The 13367-nt window shown below is 72.5% G+C and carries 13 protein-coding genes; 7 read left to right on the forward strand and 6 right to left on the reverse strand.

Features of this window, described 5'->3' with window-relative positions; genetic code table 11:
- Positions 1 to 12 precede the first annotated feature (12 nt).
- Positions 13 to 2196 carry an alpha/beta fold hydrolase gene (locus tag BOQ63_RS05035; RefSeq protein WP_072653514.1) on the forward strand — a complete coding sequence of 728 codons (2184 nt, stop codon included), beginning with the start codon at positions 13 to 15 and terminating at the stop codon, positions 2194 to 2196.
- A 223-nt stretch (positions 2197 to 2419) separates the two neighbouring features.
- Here the strand turns inward: BOQ63_RS05035 and BOQ63_RS05040 are convergent, their stop codons facing one another.
- Positions 2420 to 3175, reverse strand: a complete 756-nt coding sequence (locus BOQ63_RS05040; RefSeq protein WP_143174630.1) for a hypothetical protein — start codon at positions 3173 to 3175, stop codon at positions 2420 to 2422.
- Between the two features lie 457 nt (positions 3176 to 3632).
- Here BOQ63_RS05040 and BOQ63_RS05045 point away from each other — a divergent pair, with 457 nt between their 5' ends.
- From BOQ63_RS05045 to BOQ63_RS05055, 3 genes are all read left to right on the forward strand, one after another.
- Positions 3633 to 4202: a hypothetical protein gene (locus BOQ63_RS05045; protein ID WP_209441939.1), complete on the forward strand. Its 570-nt coding sequence runs from the start codon at positions 3633 to 3635 to the stop codon at positions 4200 to 4202.
- 4 nt (positions 4203 to 4206) lie between these two features.
- A complete protein-coding gene (locus tag BOQ63_RS05050) occupies positions 4207 to 5232 on the forward strand; it encodes a peptidase (RefSeq protein ID WP_454130616.1) in 1026 nt (341 codons plus the stop codon).
- 192 nt (positions 5233 to 5424) lie between these two features.
- On the forward strand, positions 5425 to 6156 hold the full coding sequence (locus tag BOQ63_RS05055; protein WP_454130617.1) for a hypothetical protein: 732 nt from the start codon (positions 5425 to 5427) through the stop codon (positions 6154 to 6156).
- A gap of 273 nt (positions 6157 to 6429) precedes the next feature.
- On the opposite strand, the gene BOQ63_RS05060 is transcribed toward BOQ63_RS05055, so the two are convergent.
- The 3 genes from BOQ63_RS05060 to BOQ63_RS05070 form a co-directional block, all read right to left on the reverse strand.
- Positions 6430 to 7452, reverse strand: coding sequence for a YihY/virulence factor BrkB family protein (locus tag BOQ63_RS05060; RefSeq protein ID WP_046385939.1), 1023 nt, complete (start codon positions 7450 to 7452; stop codon positions 6430 to 6432).
- Positions 7453 to 7779: 327 nt separating this feature from the next.
- On the reverse strand, positions 7780 to 8376 hold the full coding sequence (locus BOQ63_RS05065; RefSeq protein ID WP_030557727.1) for an NADPH-dependent F420 reductase: 597 nt from the start codon (positions 8374 to 8376) through the stop codon (positions 7780 to 7782).
- Between the two features lie 46 nt (positions 8377 to 8422).
- Complete coding sequence (locus tag BOQ63_RS05070) at positions 8423 to 9241, reverse strand: inositol monophosphatase family protein (protein WP_030557728.1); 819 nt, start codon at positions 9239 to 9241, stop codon at positions 8423 to 8425.
- 137 nt (positions 9242 to 9378) lie between these two features.
- On the opposite strand from BOQ63_RS05070, the gene BOQ63_RS05075 reads away from it, so the two are divergent.
- The gene (locus tag BOQ63_RS05075; protein ID WP_072653517.1) at positions 9379 to 10287 is read left to right on the forward strand and encodes a LysR family transcriptional regulator; all 909 of its coding nucleotides are present in this window, start codon (positions 9379 to 9381) and stop codon (positions 10285 to 10287) included.
- Between the two features lie 213 nt (positions 10288 to 10500).
- Here the strand turns inward: BOQ63_RS05075 and BOQ63_RS05080 are convergent, their stop codons facing one another.
- Positions 10501 to 11196, reverse strand: coding sequence for an alpha/beta fold hydrolase (locus BOQ63_RS05080; RefSeq protein WP_072653518.1), 696 nt, complete (start codon positions 11194 to 11196; stop codon positions 10501 to 10503).
- Positions 11197 to 11519: 323 nt separating this feature from the next.
- On the reverse strand, positions 11520 to 11897 hold the full coding sequence (locus BOQ63_RS05085; protein WP_072653871.1) for a winged helix-turn-helix transcriptional regulator: 378 nt from the start codon (positions 11895 to 11897) through the stop codon (positions 11520 to 11522).
- A gap of 139 nt (positions 11898 to 12036) precedes the next feature.
- Between BOQ63_RS05085 and BOQ63_RS05090 the strand changes: the two genes are divergently transcribed.
- Positions 12037 to 13005 (forward strand): NADP-dependent oxidoreductase, encoded by a 969-nt coding sequence (locus BOQ63_RS05090; protein WP_072653519.1) that lies wholly within the window; start codon positions 12037 to 12039, stop codon positions 13003 to 13005.
- 29 nt (positions 13006 to 13034) lie between these two features.
- Positions 13035 to 13355: an NIPSNAP family protein gene (locus BOQ63_RS05095; RefSeq protein ID WP_030557734.1), complete on the forward strand. Its 321-nt coding sequence runs from the start codon at positions 13035 to 13037 to the stop codon at positions 13353 to 13355.
- The last annotated feature ends 12 nt before the right edge of the window (positions 13356 to 13367 follow it).

Raw genomic sequence — 13367 nt, forward strand, 5'->3', positions numbered from 1 at the left:
GGAGGCGTAACCGTGGTGGACCAGCGCTCCGATCCCGTGGCCCCGCCGCCGGCGGCCCCCCAGGCCGTGGTCCTCCCGGACGCCCACGACAACCGGGAGGGCCACAGCCCGGTGACCGCCCACGGGTGCTGGTACCCGTCGGCGGACCCCACCGGCGGGCGGGTGGCCTTCATCTGCAACCGCGGCGGCGTACCGCAGTTGTGGACCGGAGCGGCCGACGGCGACGACGTGCACCTGCTCGACACCGGCACCGACCCGGTCATCGAGGTCTCGTGGTCCCCGGACGGCCGCTGGATCGCCTACACCACCGCCCCCGGCGGGGGCGAGCACACCCGGGTGCTCTGCGTCCGGCCGGACGGCGGCGACCGCCGGATCCTGGCCGGTGCGTTGGCGGGCAGCACCGCCTACCTCGGTCGCTGGACCCGGGACGGTTCGGCCATCGCCATCACCACGACGGACCCGCTGGTCGGCCTGCCCGCCACCGAGCCCGGCACCACCGCACCCGCCGAGCCCTACCAGGAAGTCCCCCCGGGCGAGTGGATCAGCCGCGACGGGCGCGCCGTGCTGCTCGGCGGCGCCCACCACGGCGAGGTCGGGACGGTGCTGCTGGACACCGGCCTGCCGGGGGCGGTACCGACGGTGTTGCGTCCGCCGAGGCCGGCCCCCTACGAAATCGCCCCCGAGCCGCATCTCACCGGCGGGGGCCTGGCCGCCTACCTGGCCGATCCGAGCGGCGTGCGGCCCCCAGAACTCCTCGCCACCGAACCGGCGGGCGCCACCCTGCGGGTGTGCGACACCACCTCGGACGGCCGGCTCGTGCTGCTGCTGCGAGGGCCGCGCGGCCGGCGCGAGGCCGTGGTGCTGCGGACCGACAGCGGCGAGACGGCCTGCACCGTGCCGGTGGCCGACGGGGACCCCTGGATCGGCCGGTTCTCGCCAGACGGCCGGACGCTCTATCTGCGCAGCGACGCCGACCGTGAGTTCGCGGCCCTGGTCACCGCCGAGCTCGGGCCGGACGGCCACTGCCGACATCGTCAGGTGATCGCCCAACGGGACTGCGTCGACCTGGAGTTGCTGTCCGTCCGGGACGACGGCCGGAGCGCCGTGCTGGCCTGGAACGTGCGTGGCCGCAGCGAGCTGGAGGTCGTCTCCCTGCCCGCCTCGCGGCGGCGCCGGACCGGCGCCGGCATCGGGGCGGAGGTGGACGGCTCACCGCCCGAACCCGCCCCGCGTCCGCTGCCCCTGCCGCACGAGGTGGTGACCCGGATCAGCCCGGCGGGCCCGGTGGGCTTGGCGCTGGCCGTCTCCGGTTCGGTCCGCCGCCCCGGCGTCTGGCACGCGGCCGACGGCGGGTCGCCCGTCCGCACACCGTGGTCCTCGCGGGACGAGGACGCCGTCGCACCCGGCCGCCCGCCGCCGCAGCGGCCCGAGCACCTGCGCGTGCGGGCCCGTGACGGGCTGGAGTTGGGCGGCTGGTACTACCGCGCACCCGGCGGCGGCCCCGACCTGCACGCGCCGTGCGTCGTCCATCTGCACGGCGGGCCGGAGCAGCAGGAGCGACCGGTCTTCGATCCGCTCTACCACGAGCTGCTGGGCCACGGCCTGGACGTCTTCGCACCCGACGTGCGCGGCTCGCTGGGCGCGGGCCGCTCCTTCGTCAACGCCGACCTCGGCGCCGGGCGGTTCGCGGCGATCGACGACGTCGCGGACTGCGCGGCGCACGTGGTCGCCCTCGGACTCGCCGACCCCCGCCGGCTGGCCGTGATGGGCCACTCCTACGGCGGCTACCTCACGCTGGCCTCCCTGGTCTGGCATCCGGAGCTGTTCCGCACCGGTGTCTCCGTGTGCGGCATGTCGGACTTCCTGACGTTCTTCGCCGGCACCGAGCCGTGGATCGCCCGATCGGCCGCCGCCAAGTACGGCCATCCCGAACGCGACCGGGACCTCCTGCACGCGCTCTCCCCGATGAGCCGGATCGACGCCCTCCGGGTGCCGCTGCTGGCCGTTCACGGTGAGCACGACACCAACGTGCCGCCGGGCGAGTCCGAGCAGATGGTCCTGGCGGCCCGCCAGCGGGGGATCCCCGCCGAACTGCTGGTGCTGCCCAACGAGGGCCACGAGTTCAGGAACACCCGAAACCGGGTCCTGTTCCGCCGTACCGCGGCCGCCTGGATCGAACGCCACCTTGCCGACTGAGCGGTGCGCGGTCCCGCGGGTCGGGCAGGAGGTATGTGGTCGCACACCGATCCGCGCCATCGCGCACGGCCGACGTACCGTCAGGCCATGACCGACCTGGCCGTGCCCAAGCCCGGTGGCGGGGAGCGGCCGCACGCACCGGCCGGGTCGTACCCGGTTCACCTCTCGGTCGTCGGGCCGGTGGAATCCGCGGCTGACAGCCCGACTTCGAGAACGCGGGTGTTCAGCGGGGGCGGTACATCCGGTGGCGGACGTACAGCACGATGCAGGTGATCGCGCCGACCGCGCACACCGGCAGTCCCAGGCCGACCGCCATGGTCACGCCTTCGCTGACGTTCTGAGCGTCCTCGTCGGCGTGGCTGACGAGGTAGGAGACCATGGAGACGCCCACGGCCAGGAAGACCACCGCTCCGGCCAGGAACCAGCCGCCGGCCCGGTCCTGCCACTCGTCCCCCTGCAGCCGCCGCGCGTGGGGGCTGTGCGCCAGCACCGCGCGGCCCAGGCCGGACGCCCCGGGGGTGTGCCCGTCGATGTGCAGGCGTGTGCCGCCGTCGAGGACGAGGCGGCAGCGGTAGTCGTTGCCCAGCCGACGGGCGAGGCCGTGGATCCTCGGGGTGCCGGGGATCGTGATCGAGACGACCTGGCTCCACTCCCAGCCCCGCACGCCGCGCCGCGAGCCGTGGACGAGGCCGCGCTCGTGGACCTCGAAGTACTCGCCCGGTCCGCCCCGCACCGCGCGCCAGGCCTGCGTCACGGCGACGAAGAGCGCGCCGAGGGACAGGCCGATCACCAGACCGATCGCCCGGCCGCCGCCCGAGTGGCCGTCGTCCGCGCTGAACAGCGCCCACAGCCCGAGCCAGCCGGTGGGCACCGCCAGCAGCAGTGCCCACATGGCGTTCTGCCACCGTGCACCGGTGTTCACCCGGTGCCTGCTGAGCACCGCGCCGAACAGCTCCGTCATCTCCGTCTCGCCGGTCATCCACACAGTGAAGCACCACCGTTGCCGCCGCTCAAGGGCGGGCGCCCACAGCCAGATCGGCTACGTCGCGCGCGAACGCGGCCGCGCGGAAAGTACGTTGGGACCGCAGGAGCGTCATCGACGCCGGACGGACCCGCGCGCACCACGCCGACGCGGTCAACTCGCTTACGGGACAGGCGAGATGCCTGTCGACGGGCCGTTCGCCACCGCTGCGCCGCACGCGTTCGCCCGGGGAGCGCCTGACCCGCCGGTAGGCGCAGCACCGCGCCACCGTACGTCGTGGCGTTCGACCGCGGGTTGCCGTCCCCCGTCGTCGCGGCCAGGCGATCCGAGGGCGCCGGCGAGGTGGCCGGGCAAACCGCTCAGCTGAAATGTGGTCATTCGTGTGGCGGAGTGCCGCGTGCGTCGGCTTGCGGAAACGGGCCGCGCCCGCTTGTCTGACGCAACGTCAACCGACATGTCCGCTGTCGACCAGCGTGTTCGCAGGCGGGCTGCTACTTCGGGAGTTGTTGTGCGTTCACGAATCCTCGCTGTCGCGGCCGCAGCCGCTGCTCTCGTCGTGGTCCAGCCGGGCCCTGCCGGCGCCGCGGGCGACCCCAGCACGACGGAGACGTTCACCGTCACGTCCGGCGCACTGACGCTGACGGTACCGGCCAGTGCCAACCTCGGTTCGGGAGCGCCCGGTACCGTCATCAGCGCGCCGATCGGCCCCTGCACCGTCACCGACGATCGCGCCCTCCTGTCGGCCTCCTGGACGGTGACCGCGGCGGAGACGGACTTCGTGAACGGTACGGCGACGATTCCCGCCACCAACGCCACCTACACGGTCGGGTCGGTGACGACGACCGGTACCATCACCGTCACTCCCACGAACGTGACGCTGAGCAACACCGCGCAGACGGTGCTCACCGGGACCGCCGGTGTCGGAGACAACACCGCGAGCTGGGACCCGACGATCTCCGTCAACGTGCCCGCCGGTGCCGTCGGCGGGACCTACACCGGAACGCTGACCCAGTCCGTTGCCTGATGGAATGAAGGGGGCACGCCGGTACGGGGTCCTGCTGCTGGTGCTGGCCTTCGTCCAGGCGGCCGGGGTGATGCCGGCAGCGGGGCACGGGGCGCCCGGGGTGTCCTCCCCGCAGGACCCGGTTGCGGGCAGGACCATCGGTGTCAAGCTGCTCGACGCTCCGGAGAGCCGCCGTGCCGATCCCAGGGCGCAGGCCTACATCGTCGACCACGTCGCGCCCGGCGCGACCATCGAGCGGCGGGTGGAGGTCACCAACAAGTCGTCCGCGCCGATGCACGTCAGCGTCTACGCCGCGGCGGCCACCATCGCGAACGGCAGGTACACCTTCGCGCCGCAGCGCACGTCCAACGAGCTGACCGGCTGGACGTCGTTCGACACGGCGGACCTCGAGCTGGCAGCCTCCGAAACGGCGCAGGTTCGCACCACCATCCGGGTGCCCGGGGACGCCGCCGCCGGGGAGCGGTACGGCGTCATCTGGGCGCAGACGGAGACCCCCACGGACCGCTCGCACACTCTGACGTTCCAGGGCCGGGTGGGCGTCCGCATGTACGTCGACGTCGGTCCCGGGGGTGAGCCACCCTCGGACTTCAGGATCGAGCGGCTCTCTCCGGCGCGAGCCGGCGACGGGCGGGAGGAGGCTCGCGCCCGGATCCACAACACGGGCAGCCGCGCCCTGGACATCAGCGGGGCGCTCTCCCTCGTCCACGGGCCGGGCGGACGGCGCGCTGGACCGTTCCCGGTCGAGCCGGGCACCACACTGGCTCCGGGCGACGTCGCGGAGGCGGTCGTCCCGTTGGATGAACGGCTGCCGGGCCCGTGGACCGTGGAACTCACGCTCAGGAGCGGCCTGGTCGAGCACACCATGCGTGCCACCACCACCTTCCCGACGACTCCGGGCAGCGTCGGAGAAGTCGCCACGTCGGCCGCCCAGCAGGGGCGCTTCCCCGCCCCTGTGGTCGCCGGGCTCTCGGCCCTCGCCCTCGCCGCTCTGTGCGTCCTGCTCTCCGCGTTCCGCCGGCGCCGCCGGTGACCACTCCGATCGGGCCCCGCCCCCGCAGCGGGCTGACCATATGCGCGGGCCCGCTTCCGAAGCAGTGAGGGACATTCATGTCCCGGTGAGTACCCATGGCGTGTTGTCGGCGGTTTGGAAACGGAGATGTCGGTGTTCAGGCACGGGAGAGGGCGGGCTGGAGCAAGCCGCGGCACGGGAGGTACGGGCGGCATGTTCGGGTCGTGGTTGAGGGCGCGGGCCCGCAGGGCGGGGTCGGTCATGATGGCCGGGGTGGCCGTCCTGGCGGTCGTGCTGGCCGCAGCCTGGACCGCCACGGTTCAGGGCGCCTCCGTCGCCCAGGTCAACGACGGCATGGTGCCGGCGATCGGCACCGGCATCACCACCGGACTCACCCGACCCGGTGGCACCGCCACCGCCGACCGCGCCGCCGCCGGCACCGGCAGTACCGGTCTCGCCTTCACAGTCGTTCCGGTCCCACCCTCCCTGACCGTCGCCAAGAGCCACGTGCACACCTTCGTCCGGGGCGAGGACGGCGTCTACACCATCACCGTGGGCAACGCCACCGCGGCCGGCCCGACCGATGGCACCGCGGTCACCGTCCACGACGTCCTTCCCGCGGGTCTCCGCGCCGAGAGGATCACCGGCAGCGGATGGAACTGCATCCTGGCCACCCTCACCTGTACCCGCAGCGACGTCCTGCCTGCCGGGCACAGCTACCCGCCCGTCATCCTGAAGGCCGACGTCGCCTGCGACGCCCCCGCACAGGTCACCAACACGGCCACCGTCACCGGAGGCGGTGACACCACCACCCACACCGCCACCGACCCCACCGCGATCAACAAGCACCACGAGCACGACGGTGACGGCGGCAGCGGGTACGACGGTGACAGCGGCGGCGGCCACGACGGGCACCATGACCACTGCGATCGCCACGACCACTGACTACCGGCGCCCGGACCCCGACCTGTGAGGGGCACGGGGGCACGGGGCCGCCTCGCGGGGTGGGCACGGCCCGGGAGCACGGGACTGTCGCACGAGACAGCCCCCCGGTGCCGGTCCGCAGCGCCCCGGGGCCGGCTCGGCCTCCGCTCACCCGGACCGGTGGTGTCCGGGTGAGCGGAGAAGAAGTGGGCGGCTTGTCGATGGCCGAGTCGATGGACGTCCTGACACGGCGGCCTTGAAGTCCTCCACCCGCTGCGCCCCCCGCAGAGGAGGTCAGTCTCGGCCGTCGCCGTGCTCGTCGTCCGGCCATGTGCGGGTGTCGCGCGGCGGCACGTACGGCTCCTCGCCGGGTGGCATGCCGCCCTCGATGGCGCGCTCGCGGGCGAGCTCGGCGTCGAACTCCAGCCCGAGCAGGATCGCCAGGTTGGACAGCCACAGCCACACCAGGAACACGATCACCCCGGCGAGCGTGCCGTACGTCTTGTTGTAGGAGCCGAAATTGGCCACGTACGCGGCGAACCCGCCGGACAGGAGCAGCCACAGCAGCACTGCCAGCACGCTGCCCGGGGAGACCCAGCGAAAGCCGCGGCCTCGCACGTTCGGCGCGGCCCAGTACAGCACTGCGATCATGAGCGACACCAGCGCCACCAGCACCGGCCACTTCGCGATCGACCACACGGTTACGGCGGTGTGCCCCAGACCGATCACGTCACCGGCGCGCTGGGCCAGCGGGCCGGTGAACACCACGATCACCGCGCTGGCCGTCAGGAGGATCATCATCAGCAGGGTCAGGCCGACCCGCAGCGGTGTGGTCTTCCACATCGGCCGGCCCTCGCGGATGTCGTACACGACGTTGCCCGCGCGGATGAACGCCGCGATGTATCCGGACGCCGACCACAGGGAGCCGGCCAGGCCCACCACCGCCAGCACCCCGCCGGTGCCGCGGCTGGCCTGCAGCTGGGTGACCGCGGTGTGCAGGATGTCGCGTGCCGGCCCGGGCGCGAGCTGTTGCAGGTTGTCCAGGACCGCATGGGTGGCGGAGGTGCCGAGCAGGCCGAGCACCGACACCAGCACCAGCAGCGCCGGGAACGTCGCCAGCACGCCGTAGTACGTCAGCGCGGCGGCCCGGTCCGACAACTCGTCGTCGAGGAACTCCCGCCACGTGCGCCTGAGCACTCCGAGCCAGCCCCGGCCCGGTACCTGCGTCGGTGCGTCCGGGCCCTGGTCCGTGGCCTCCTGCGGGCCGCGGACAGGCCCACCGTCATGTTCGCCGTGTGCTCTTCGGAACCATCCCATGGTGGGCGTGTTCCCACCGTCTCCCGCTCACACGCGCCCTGCCGTAATGAGCTCCGGCCTCGCTGCACGGCGCCGCAACGATGCTGCCCGAGGTGGGTCCGAAGGACCAGCGGTTGCCCTCGGCATCGCGCACGGCGAAGTCGCGGGAGCCGTAGCCGGTCTCGTGCAGCGCGGTGACGACTTCCGTGCCGACGACCTCGGTGCGAGACCGAGGGCCCCGGGAAGGGTGGCCATGGGTCGCCGTCCGTCGCTGGATCGCCGGTCCTGGCCGCGCTGTCGTGCCAGGTCTGGATGCGGGCCCGCCGGGGGCGGTGCATGGGGTACGGGTCAGCGGGCGATCGAGATCGCGAAGGGCGCGAATCCGCTGGACCGGATGACGTGCGGGACGAAGAGGATCGCGGCCTCCGTGGCGCGGGCGGTCTGGATCCGGCCGAGATCAGTGATCCACTCCTTGCGCCAGCCGAGGTCGGTGAGCAGTTCACCGACGGTCTGCTTGGCCTGCGGGTCGTCGCCGGAGAGGAACGCGGTTGGCGCCTGGGTGAGAGTGGCCGGCGCGGTCATCACCGGGAAGAGCATGGTGTTGAGGGTCTTGACGACGCGGGTTTCGGGGAGCGCGTCCTGGAGTTGCTCGGCGAGGCTCGAGCCGGGGTAGATCAGGCCGGCGGGCAGTCCGTCCGGTCCGTCGGTGGTGGCGTTGGAGACGTCGACGAGGATCTTGTCGCGCAGTTCCTCGCGCAGGGCGGCGAGCCGCTCCAGCGAGCCGGCTCCCGGGGTGGCGTTGATGACGATCCGGGCTGCCCGGGCGGCGTCGGCGGCGGCGCCCGGCGCGCGGTCCGCCACGGTCAGCTCATGCCCTGCCCGGGTGAGGGCTGTGGCCAGGTTGCCGCCGACACGGCCGTTTCCGAGGACTGCGATCGTGGTCATGGCGAGGTGGTCCTTTTCGTGAGTGCGGGTGGGTTGTGGTGCGCGGTCAGCGGGAGAGCGTGGCGACGGCCGTGGCGTGGACACCGGGCGCGGCGGCCAGGAAGCTCTCGCTCTGCGGGGTCCAGGGGCGGCCCTGGGCGTCGGAGACCTGTCCGCCGGCCTCGGTGACGAGCAGCGCCCCGGGCAACAGGTCCGCGCGGGCACCGGCGAACTGCCAGAAGGCGTCGATCCGGCCGGCGGCCACGTTGGTCAGGTGCAGGGTCGCGGGCACGGCCGTGCGGACGACGAGCGCGTCGAAGAGCATCGCGGTGATCGAGGAGCCGACGCGCCGCACGACCTTCTCGTCCTCGTCGGGGCGGGCCTGGCTGGTGGCCACGATGCTCAGGCCGAGGTCCGCGGTGGGGGAGACGCGCAGCGGTCGGCCGTCGAGGTGGGCGCCCCCGCCGGCGAGCGCGGTGTAGGTCTCGCCGGTCAGCGGCAGGTGGACCGCGGTGAGCACCGGCTGGTTCTCACGTACGAGGGTGGCGGTCACCGCCCACTCCGGCAGGGCGTGCAGGTGGTTGACGTTGCCCTCGGCCGGATCCACGACCCACCACTCGCCGGGCGGCAGCGCCCCGCGGTCCAGTTCGTCCTCCACCCAGCCGGCGTCCGGGCGCAGGCGTGTGAGGCGGGGGCCCAGGATGTCGAGGGCCGTCTCGTCGTTGACGGCGAGCGCGTGCAGCAGTTCTTCACGGCTCTGGTAGCGGACCACCTCGCCGAAGCGCTCGCGAAGCGCGGAGCCGGCCGCGCGCACGGCGATCGCGGTCTGGTCCAGCAGGTCCGCGTCGGAGGTGGCGACGTCAGTGGTCCGAGGCGTTTCGGGCATGATGAACTCCATTGTGAGTAAAGGGTGTTGGGGCCGTTCGGGCTGAAGTGTGCGCTCTGTTCGGTGCGCTGGTCTCGAAGGTATCCAGCCCGTTGATTAACTTCAAATGCATGTAAAGCACGCCTAGGATTACTCACATGCAATTGGATTTGAATCTGCTGGCCGCGCTCGACGCGCTGCTGGAGGAGGGCAGTGTGGCCGGGGCGGCCGCGCGCCTGCATGTCACCGCCCCCGCGATGAGCCGGAGCCTGGGCCGGATCCGGCGCACCACCGGGGACCAGATCCTGGTGCGCACCGGCCGGACAATGACCCCGACGCCGTACGCGATCGCCGTCCGGGAACGGGTGCACGAGCTGCTGCACCAGGTCCAAGGAGTGCTGGCGCCGAGCCGTGAACTCGATCTGGCAACGTTGGAGCGCACCTTCACACTCCGCTGGCACGATTCCCTGGTTGCCTTGAGCGGCCCCGCACTGCTCTCGGCCGTGCATGAGGAAGCGCCGGGCGTGCGATTGCGCTTCGTCGCGGAATCGAGCGTCGACACCCCCGAGCTGCGGCGCGCCGAGGTCGATCTGGAGGCGAACGCCAACCGGCCGAGCGCACCGGACATCCGTGCCGAGAACGTGGGCGAGACCCGCCTCGTCATCGTCGTGAGGCAGGGACACCCCCTCACCCGCCGCCGGACCGTCACCGTAGAGCGGTACGCCGCCGCTGAGCACGTCACCGTCTCGCGACGTGGAAACCTCGGCAATGTCGTCGACGACGCCCTCGCCCGGCTCGGCCTCACCCGCCGCGTGGTGGCGAGCGCGCCCACGGAAGCGGCCGCTCTGGAGTTCGCGCGCGGCTCCGATCTCCTGATCAGCGTCCCCGAAGCCACCACGCGCTCCGCCGTCGCCGACCTCGGCCTGGTCGTGCTCCCCCTGCCACTCGAACTGCCGTCGGCACCGGTGTACCTGTCGTGGCATCAGCGCTACGACACCGATCCCGCCCACGCCTGGCTGCGCGGGCTGGCGCGAACCGCGCTGGCCATGGGTGGAGCGTCGTCGTAGTCGGCGCCGGGCGGCCGTGCAGGCGCCGTCGGCACCGACCACCAGGTCGAAGTCCTCAGCGGTGCCGTCACCGAAGAGCAGCCGACAGGTGCCGTCCGCCAGGGGGGTGACGCCGCTGACGGCGCTGTCCCACCGCACAGTTCCCTCGGTGGGCAGCCCCCCGCACTGCGGCGACTACGCCGTCCTCCCTGTGAACGATCTTGTCGCTGCCAATCACAGGCTCAGCAGCAGGTCCCGGACTGTGTCGGGCTGGGACAGGAACGGGTGGTGGCCGGCGTCGAGTTCGACAACGCTGCTGGCTCGGCGGGCGAACTCGCGCTGCAGGCGTGGCGGGGTGCCCCGGTCCTGGGCGCAGACGAGGTAGGTCGAGGGCACCTGATGCCATGCGGCCGCCCGGACCGGCTGCCCGGTCACCTGCACGCTCTGCCGGGCGAGGTGGTCCGCCGCCTGCGCCTGGATCTCGGGGTCGCAGTCCTGCAGGAAGGTGTCCACGAGTAGCCCGGAGCGAACCCCGAAGGTGCCGGCGCCGGAGTCGACGTCGAGGAACGGGGCGGGGCTGCCGTCCCCGAACTCCGACAGGCTCTGCCCGACCTCGGGCAGGTAGCTGGAGATCAGCACCAGGTGGCGGACCGCCCCGACGCCCGCGGCGGCTTCCGCAGTGATGATGCCACCGTAGCTGTGGGCGACCACAACAGTGGGTTCATCGCCGTCCAGCAGCACCTGCCGCACCGCCGCGACGTCCTCGGCAAGCCCCGGACCGCCGCGGCCCCCGGGAAGGCCCGCCTCACCACAGCTCGGCAGCGCCGGCGCCACGCTCCGCATCCCTCGCTCCCGCAGCAACTCGGCAGTGCGATGCCACCACCACGACCCGTCCCGCACGCACGCCCCGTGCACGAACACGACCCTCACCGCTGCCTCCAGGACCGCCTTGGCTGCCTTTCGACCAACCATAGGAGTGGCCGCCGTCGCGGCAGGGACCCGAGGACCATTCACGGCATTTGCGGTCCGAGCCATCTCATGTGCGGTCCTCGGCCGAGGCACCGGGCCATCCGCTGACGGACTGCCCGTTCCGACAGCCGGCGGGGACGACGCCCGGGTACTCACACACGCGGGGCCCGGGCCGTCGTTCTCCCGAGTCGGCACCGAAGCGCCGAGGACCGTGCTGGTGTCCCGCAGGTCCTCGGGCAAGGTCCGCACGAGAGGCGCTGCTCTGGCGCACGGAGGTGACGGCCTCAGGGCGCGACCGGCTCCGGCCGGTAGGCGCGGTCGATGTTGTCCTCGACCCATGAGCGGAGTGCGTTGAGCGGGATCGCGGCGCTCCGGCCGAGCGCGGTGAGGGAGTACTCGACGTGCAGCGGGACGGCGGGGTAGACGGTGCGGTCGAGGATGCCGAAGTCCTCCAGGCGGCGCAGGGTCTGGGTCAGCACCTTGGGGCTGACGCCCTGGAGCTTGCGCTGGAGTTCGCCGAAGCGCTGGGGGCCGTCTTCGAGGGCGCCGATGGCGAGGGCGGACCATTTGTTGGCGAGCAGGTCCAGCAGGGCGCGGCAGGGGCACTGGGCGGCGTAGACGTCGTGGTGCGAGTGCTGGCCGCTGGGGCATGTGGTCGTCATGATCACCATCCTCACCAGGTTACTTCCCGATGGGAAGTACTAGACCTTGAAGGTAACCATACCCACGGGGATAGCGTCGCCGACGTCGAGGGAGGGCCGCCGACGGCCCTCCGCAGAGTGCTCTTTCAGGAGATGACGCATGTCCGCAGACATGATGCGCGCGGTGGTCCAGGACGGTTTCGGCGGGCCGGAGGTGCTGCGGATCGAGCGGGTGCCGCGCCCGGTGCCGCTGCCGACCGAGGTGCTGGTGCGGGTGCACGCGGCCGGGATCAACCCGGTGGACTGGAAGACCCGCGGCGGCACCGGCATGGCCGGCCTGCTGGGCGAGCCGCCGTTCACCCTCGGCTGGGACGTGTCCGGTGTGGTGGAGGAGGTCGGCTTCGGTGTGACCACGCTGAAGGCCGGCGACGAGGTGTACGGAATGCCGTGGTTCCCGCGCGTCGCCAATGCCTACGCCGAGTACGTGACCGCCCCGGCCCGCCAGTGGGCCCGCAAGCCGGCCACCATCGACCACGTGCACGCCGCTGCCGTACCCCTGGCCGCGCTGACGGCCTGGCAGGCCGTGGTCGACACCGCCCAGGTGCAGGCCGGCCAGCGTGTCCTGATCACCGCCGCCGCCGGTGGCGTCGGCCACTTCGCGGTCCAGTTCGCCCGCCACCTGGGCGCCCACGTGATCGCCACCGCCAGCGCCGCCCGCCACCCCTGGCTCAAGGAACTCGGCGCCGGCGAGAGCATCGACTACACCACGACCCGCTTCGAGGACGCCGTCGCGGACGTCGACGTCGTCATCGACCTCGTGGGCGACGCCCACGACCAGACCAGCACCCGCTCGCTGAAGGTCCTGCGCCCCGGCGGCCTGCTGGTCGCGATCCCGGCCGGCGTCTCCGCGGAGCTGGCGCAGGCGGCTGAGGCGACGGGCGTGCGGGTGACCCCGTTCCTGGTGGAGCCGGACGGTACGGCGCTGGCCGCGATCGCCGGCCTGATCGACGCCGGCGAGGTCGCTGTCGAGGTGGAGGAGACCTTCCCACTGGAGCAGGCCGGTACGGCCCACGCCCGCGGCGAGGCCGGCCGCACCCGCGGCAAGCTCGTCCTGACCGTTACCAACTGACCATCACCACAAGAAGTTCGGAGCAGGCCGTGTACTACGAGATCCGCCGCTACCAGGTCCGGGCCGGACGCCGCGAGGAGTGGGTGTGCTACATGGAGGACGTGGTCATCCCGTTCCAGGCCTCGCTGGGCATGGACGTGACCGCCTCCTTCGTCGACGCCCAGGACGAGGACGGCTACGTCTGGATCCGCCGCTTCGAGGACGAGGCCCAGAGCGAGGCCCTGTACGCGGCGGTCTACCAGCACGACCGCTGGAAGAACGAGATCGGTCCGGTCGTCCACGGCCTTCTGATTCCGGAGAAGTCCGTCGTCACCCGCGTGATCCCCACCCCGGCCTCACCGCTGCGGTGACCGGCCCCCGGC

This window comes from Streptomyces viridifaciens, from assembly GCF_001888885.2.
GTDB lineage: Bacteria > Actinomycetota > Actinomycetes > Streptomycetales > Streptomycetaceae > Kitasatospora > Kitasatospora aureofaciens.

What these genes read in the sequence shown, in the direction of transcription:
- BOQ63_RS05060 (WP_046385939.1), bottom strand. Translation starts at nt 7,452, where the DNA reads ATGGGATGGTTCCGAAGAGCACACGGCGAACATGACGGTGGGCCTGTC.
- BOQ63_RS05050 (WP_454130616.1), top strand. Translation starts at nt 4,207, where the DNA reads ATGAAGGGGGCACGCCGGTACGGGGTCCTGCTGCTGGTGCTGGCCTTC.
- BOQ63_RS05085 (WP_072653871.1), bottom strand. Translation starts at nt 11,897, where the DNA reads ATGACGACCACATGCCCCAGCGGCCAGCACTCGCACCACGACGTCTAC.
- BOQ63_RS05065 (WP_030557727.1), bottom strand. Translation starts at nt 8,376, where the DNA reads ATGACCACGATCGCAGTCCTCGGAAACGGCCGTGTCGGCGGCAACCTG.
- BOQ63_RS05070 (WP_030557728.1), bottom strand. Translation starts at nt 9,241, where the DNA reads ATGCCCGAAACGCCTCGGACCACTGACGTCGCCACCTCCGACGCGGAC.
- BOQ63_RS05090 (WP_072653519.1), top strand. Translation starts at nt 12,037, where the DNA reads ATGTCCGCAGACATGATGCGCGCGGTGGTCCAGGACGGTTTCGGCGGG.
- BOQ63_RS05075 (WP_072653517.1), top strand. Translation starts at nt 9,379, where the DNA reads ATGCAATTGGATTTGAATCTGCTGGCCGCGCTCGACGCGCTGCTGGAG.
- BOQ63_RS05040 (WP_143174630.1), bottom strand. Translation starts at nt 3,175, where the DNA reads ATGACCGGCGAGACGGAGATGACGGAGCTGTTCGGCGCGGTGCTCAGC.
- BOQ63_RS05045 (WP_209441939.1), top strand. Translation starts at nt 3,633, where the DNA reads ATGTCCGCTGTCGACCAGCGTGTTCGCAGGCGGGCTGCTACTTCGGGA.
- BOQ63_RS05055 (WP_454130617.1), top strand. Translation starts at nt 5,425, where the DNA reads ATGTTCGGGTCGTGGTTGAGGGCGCGGGCCCGCAGGGCGGGGTCGGTC.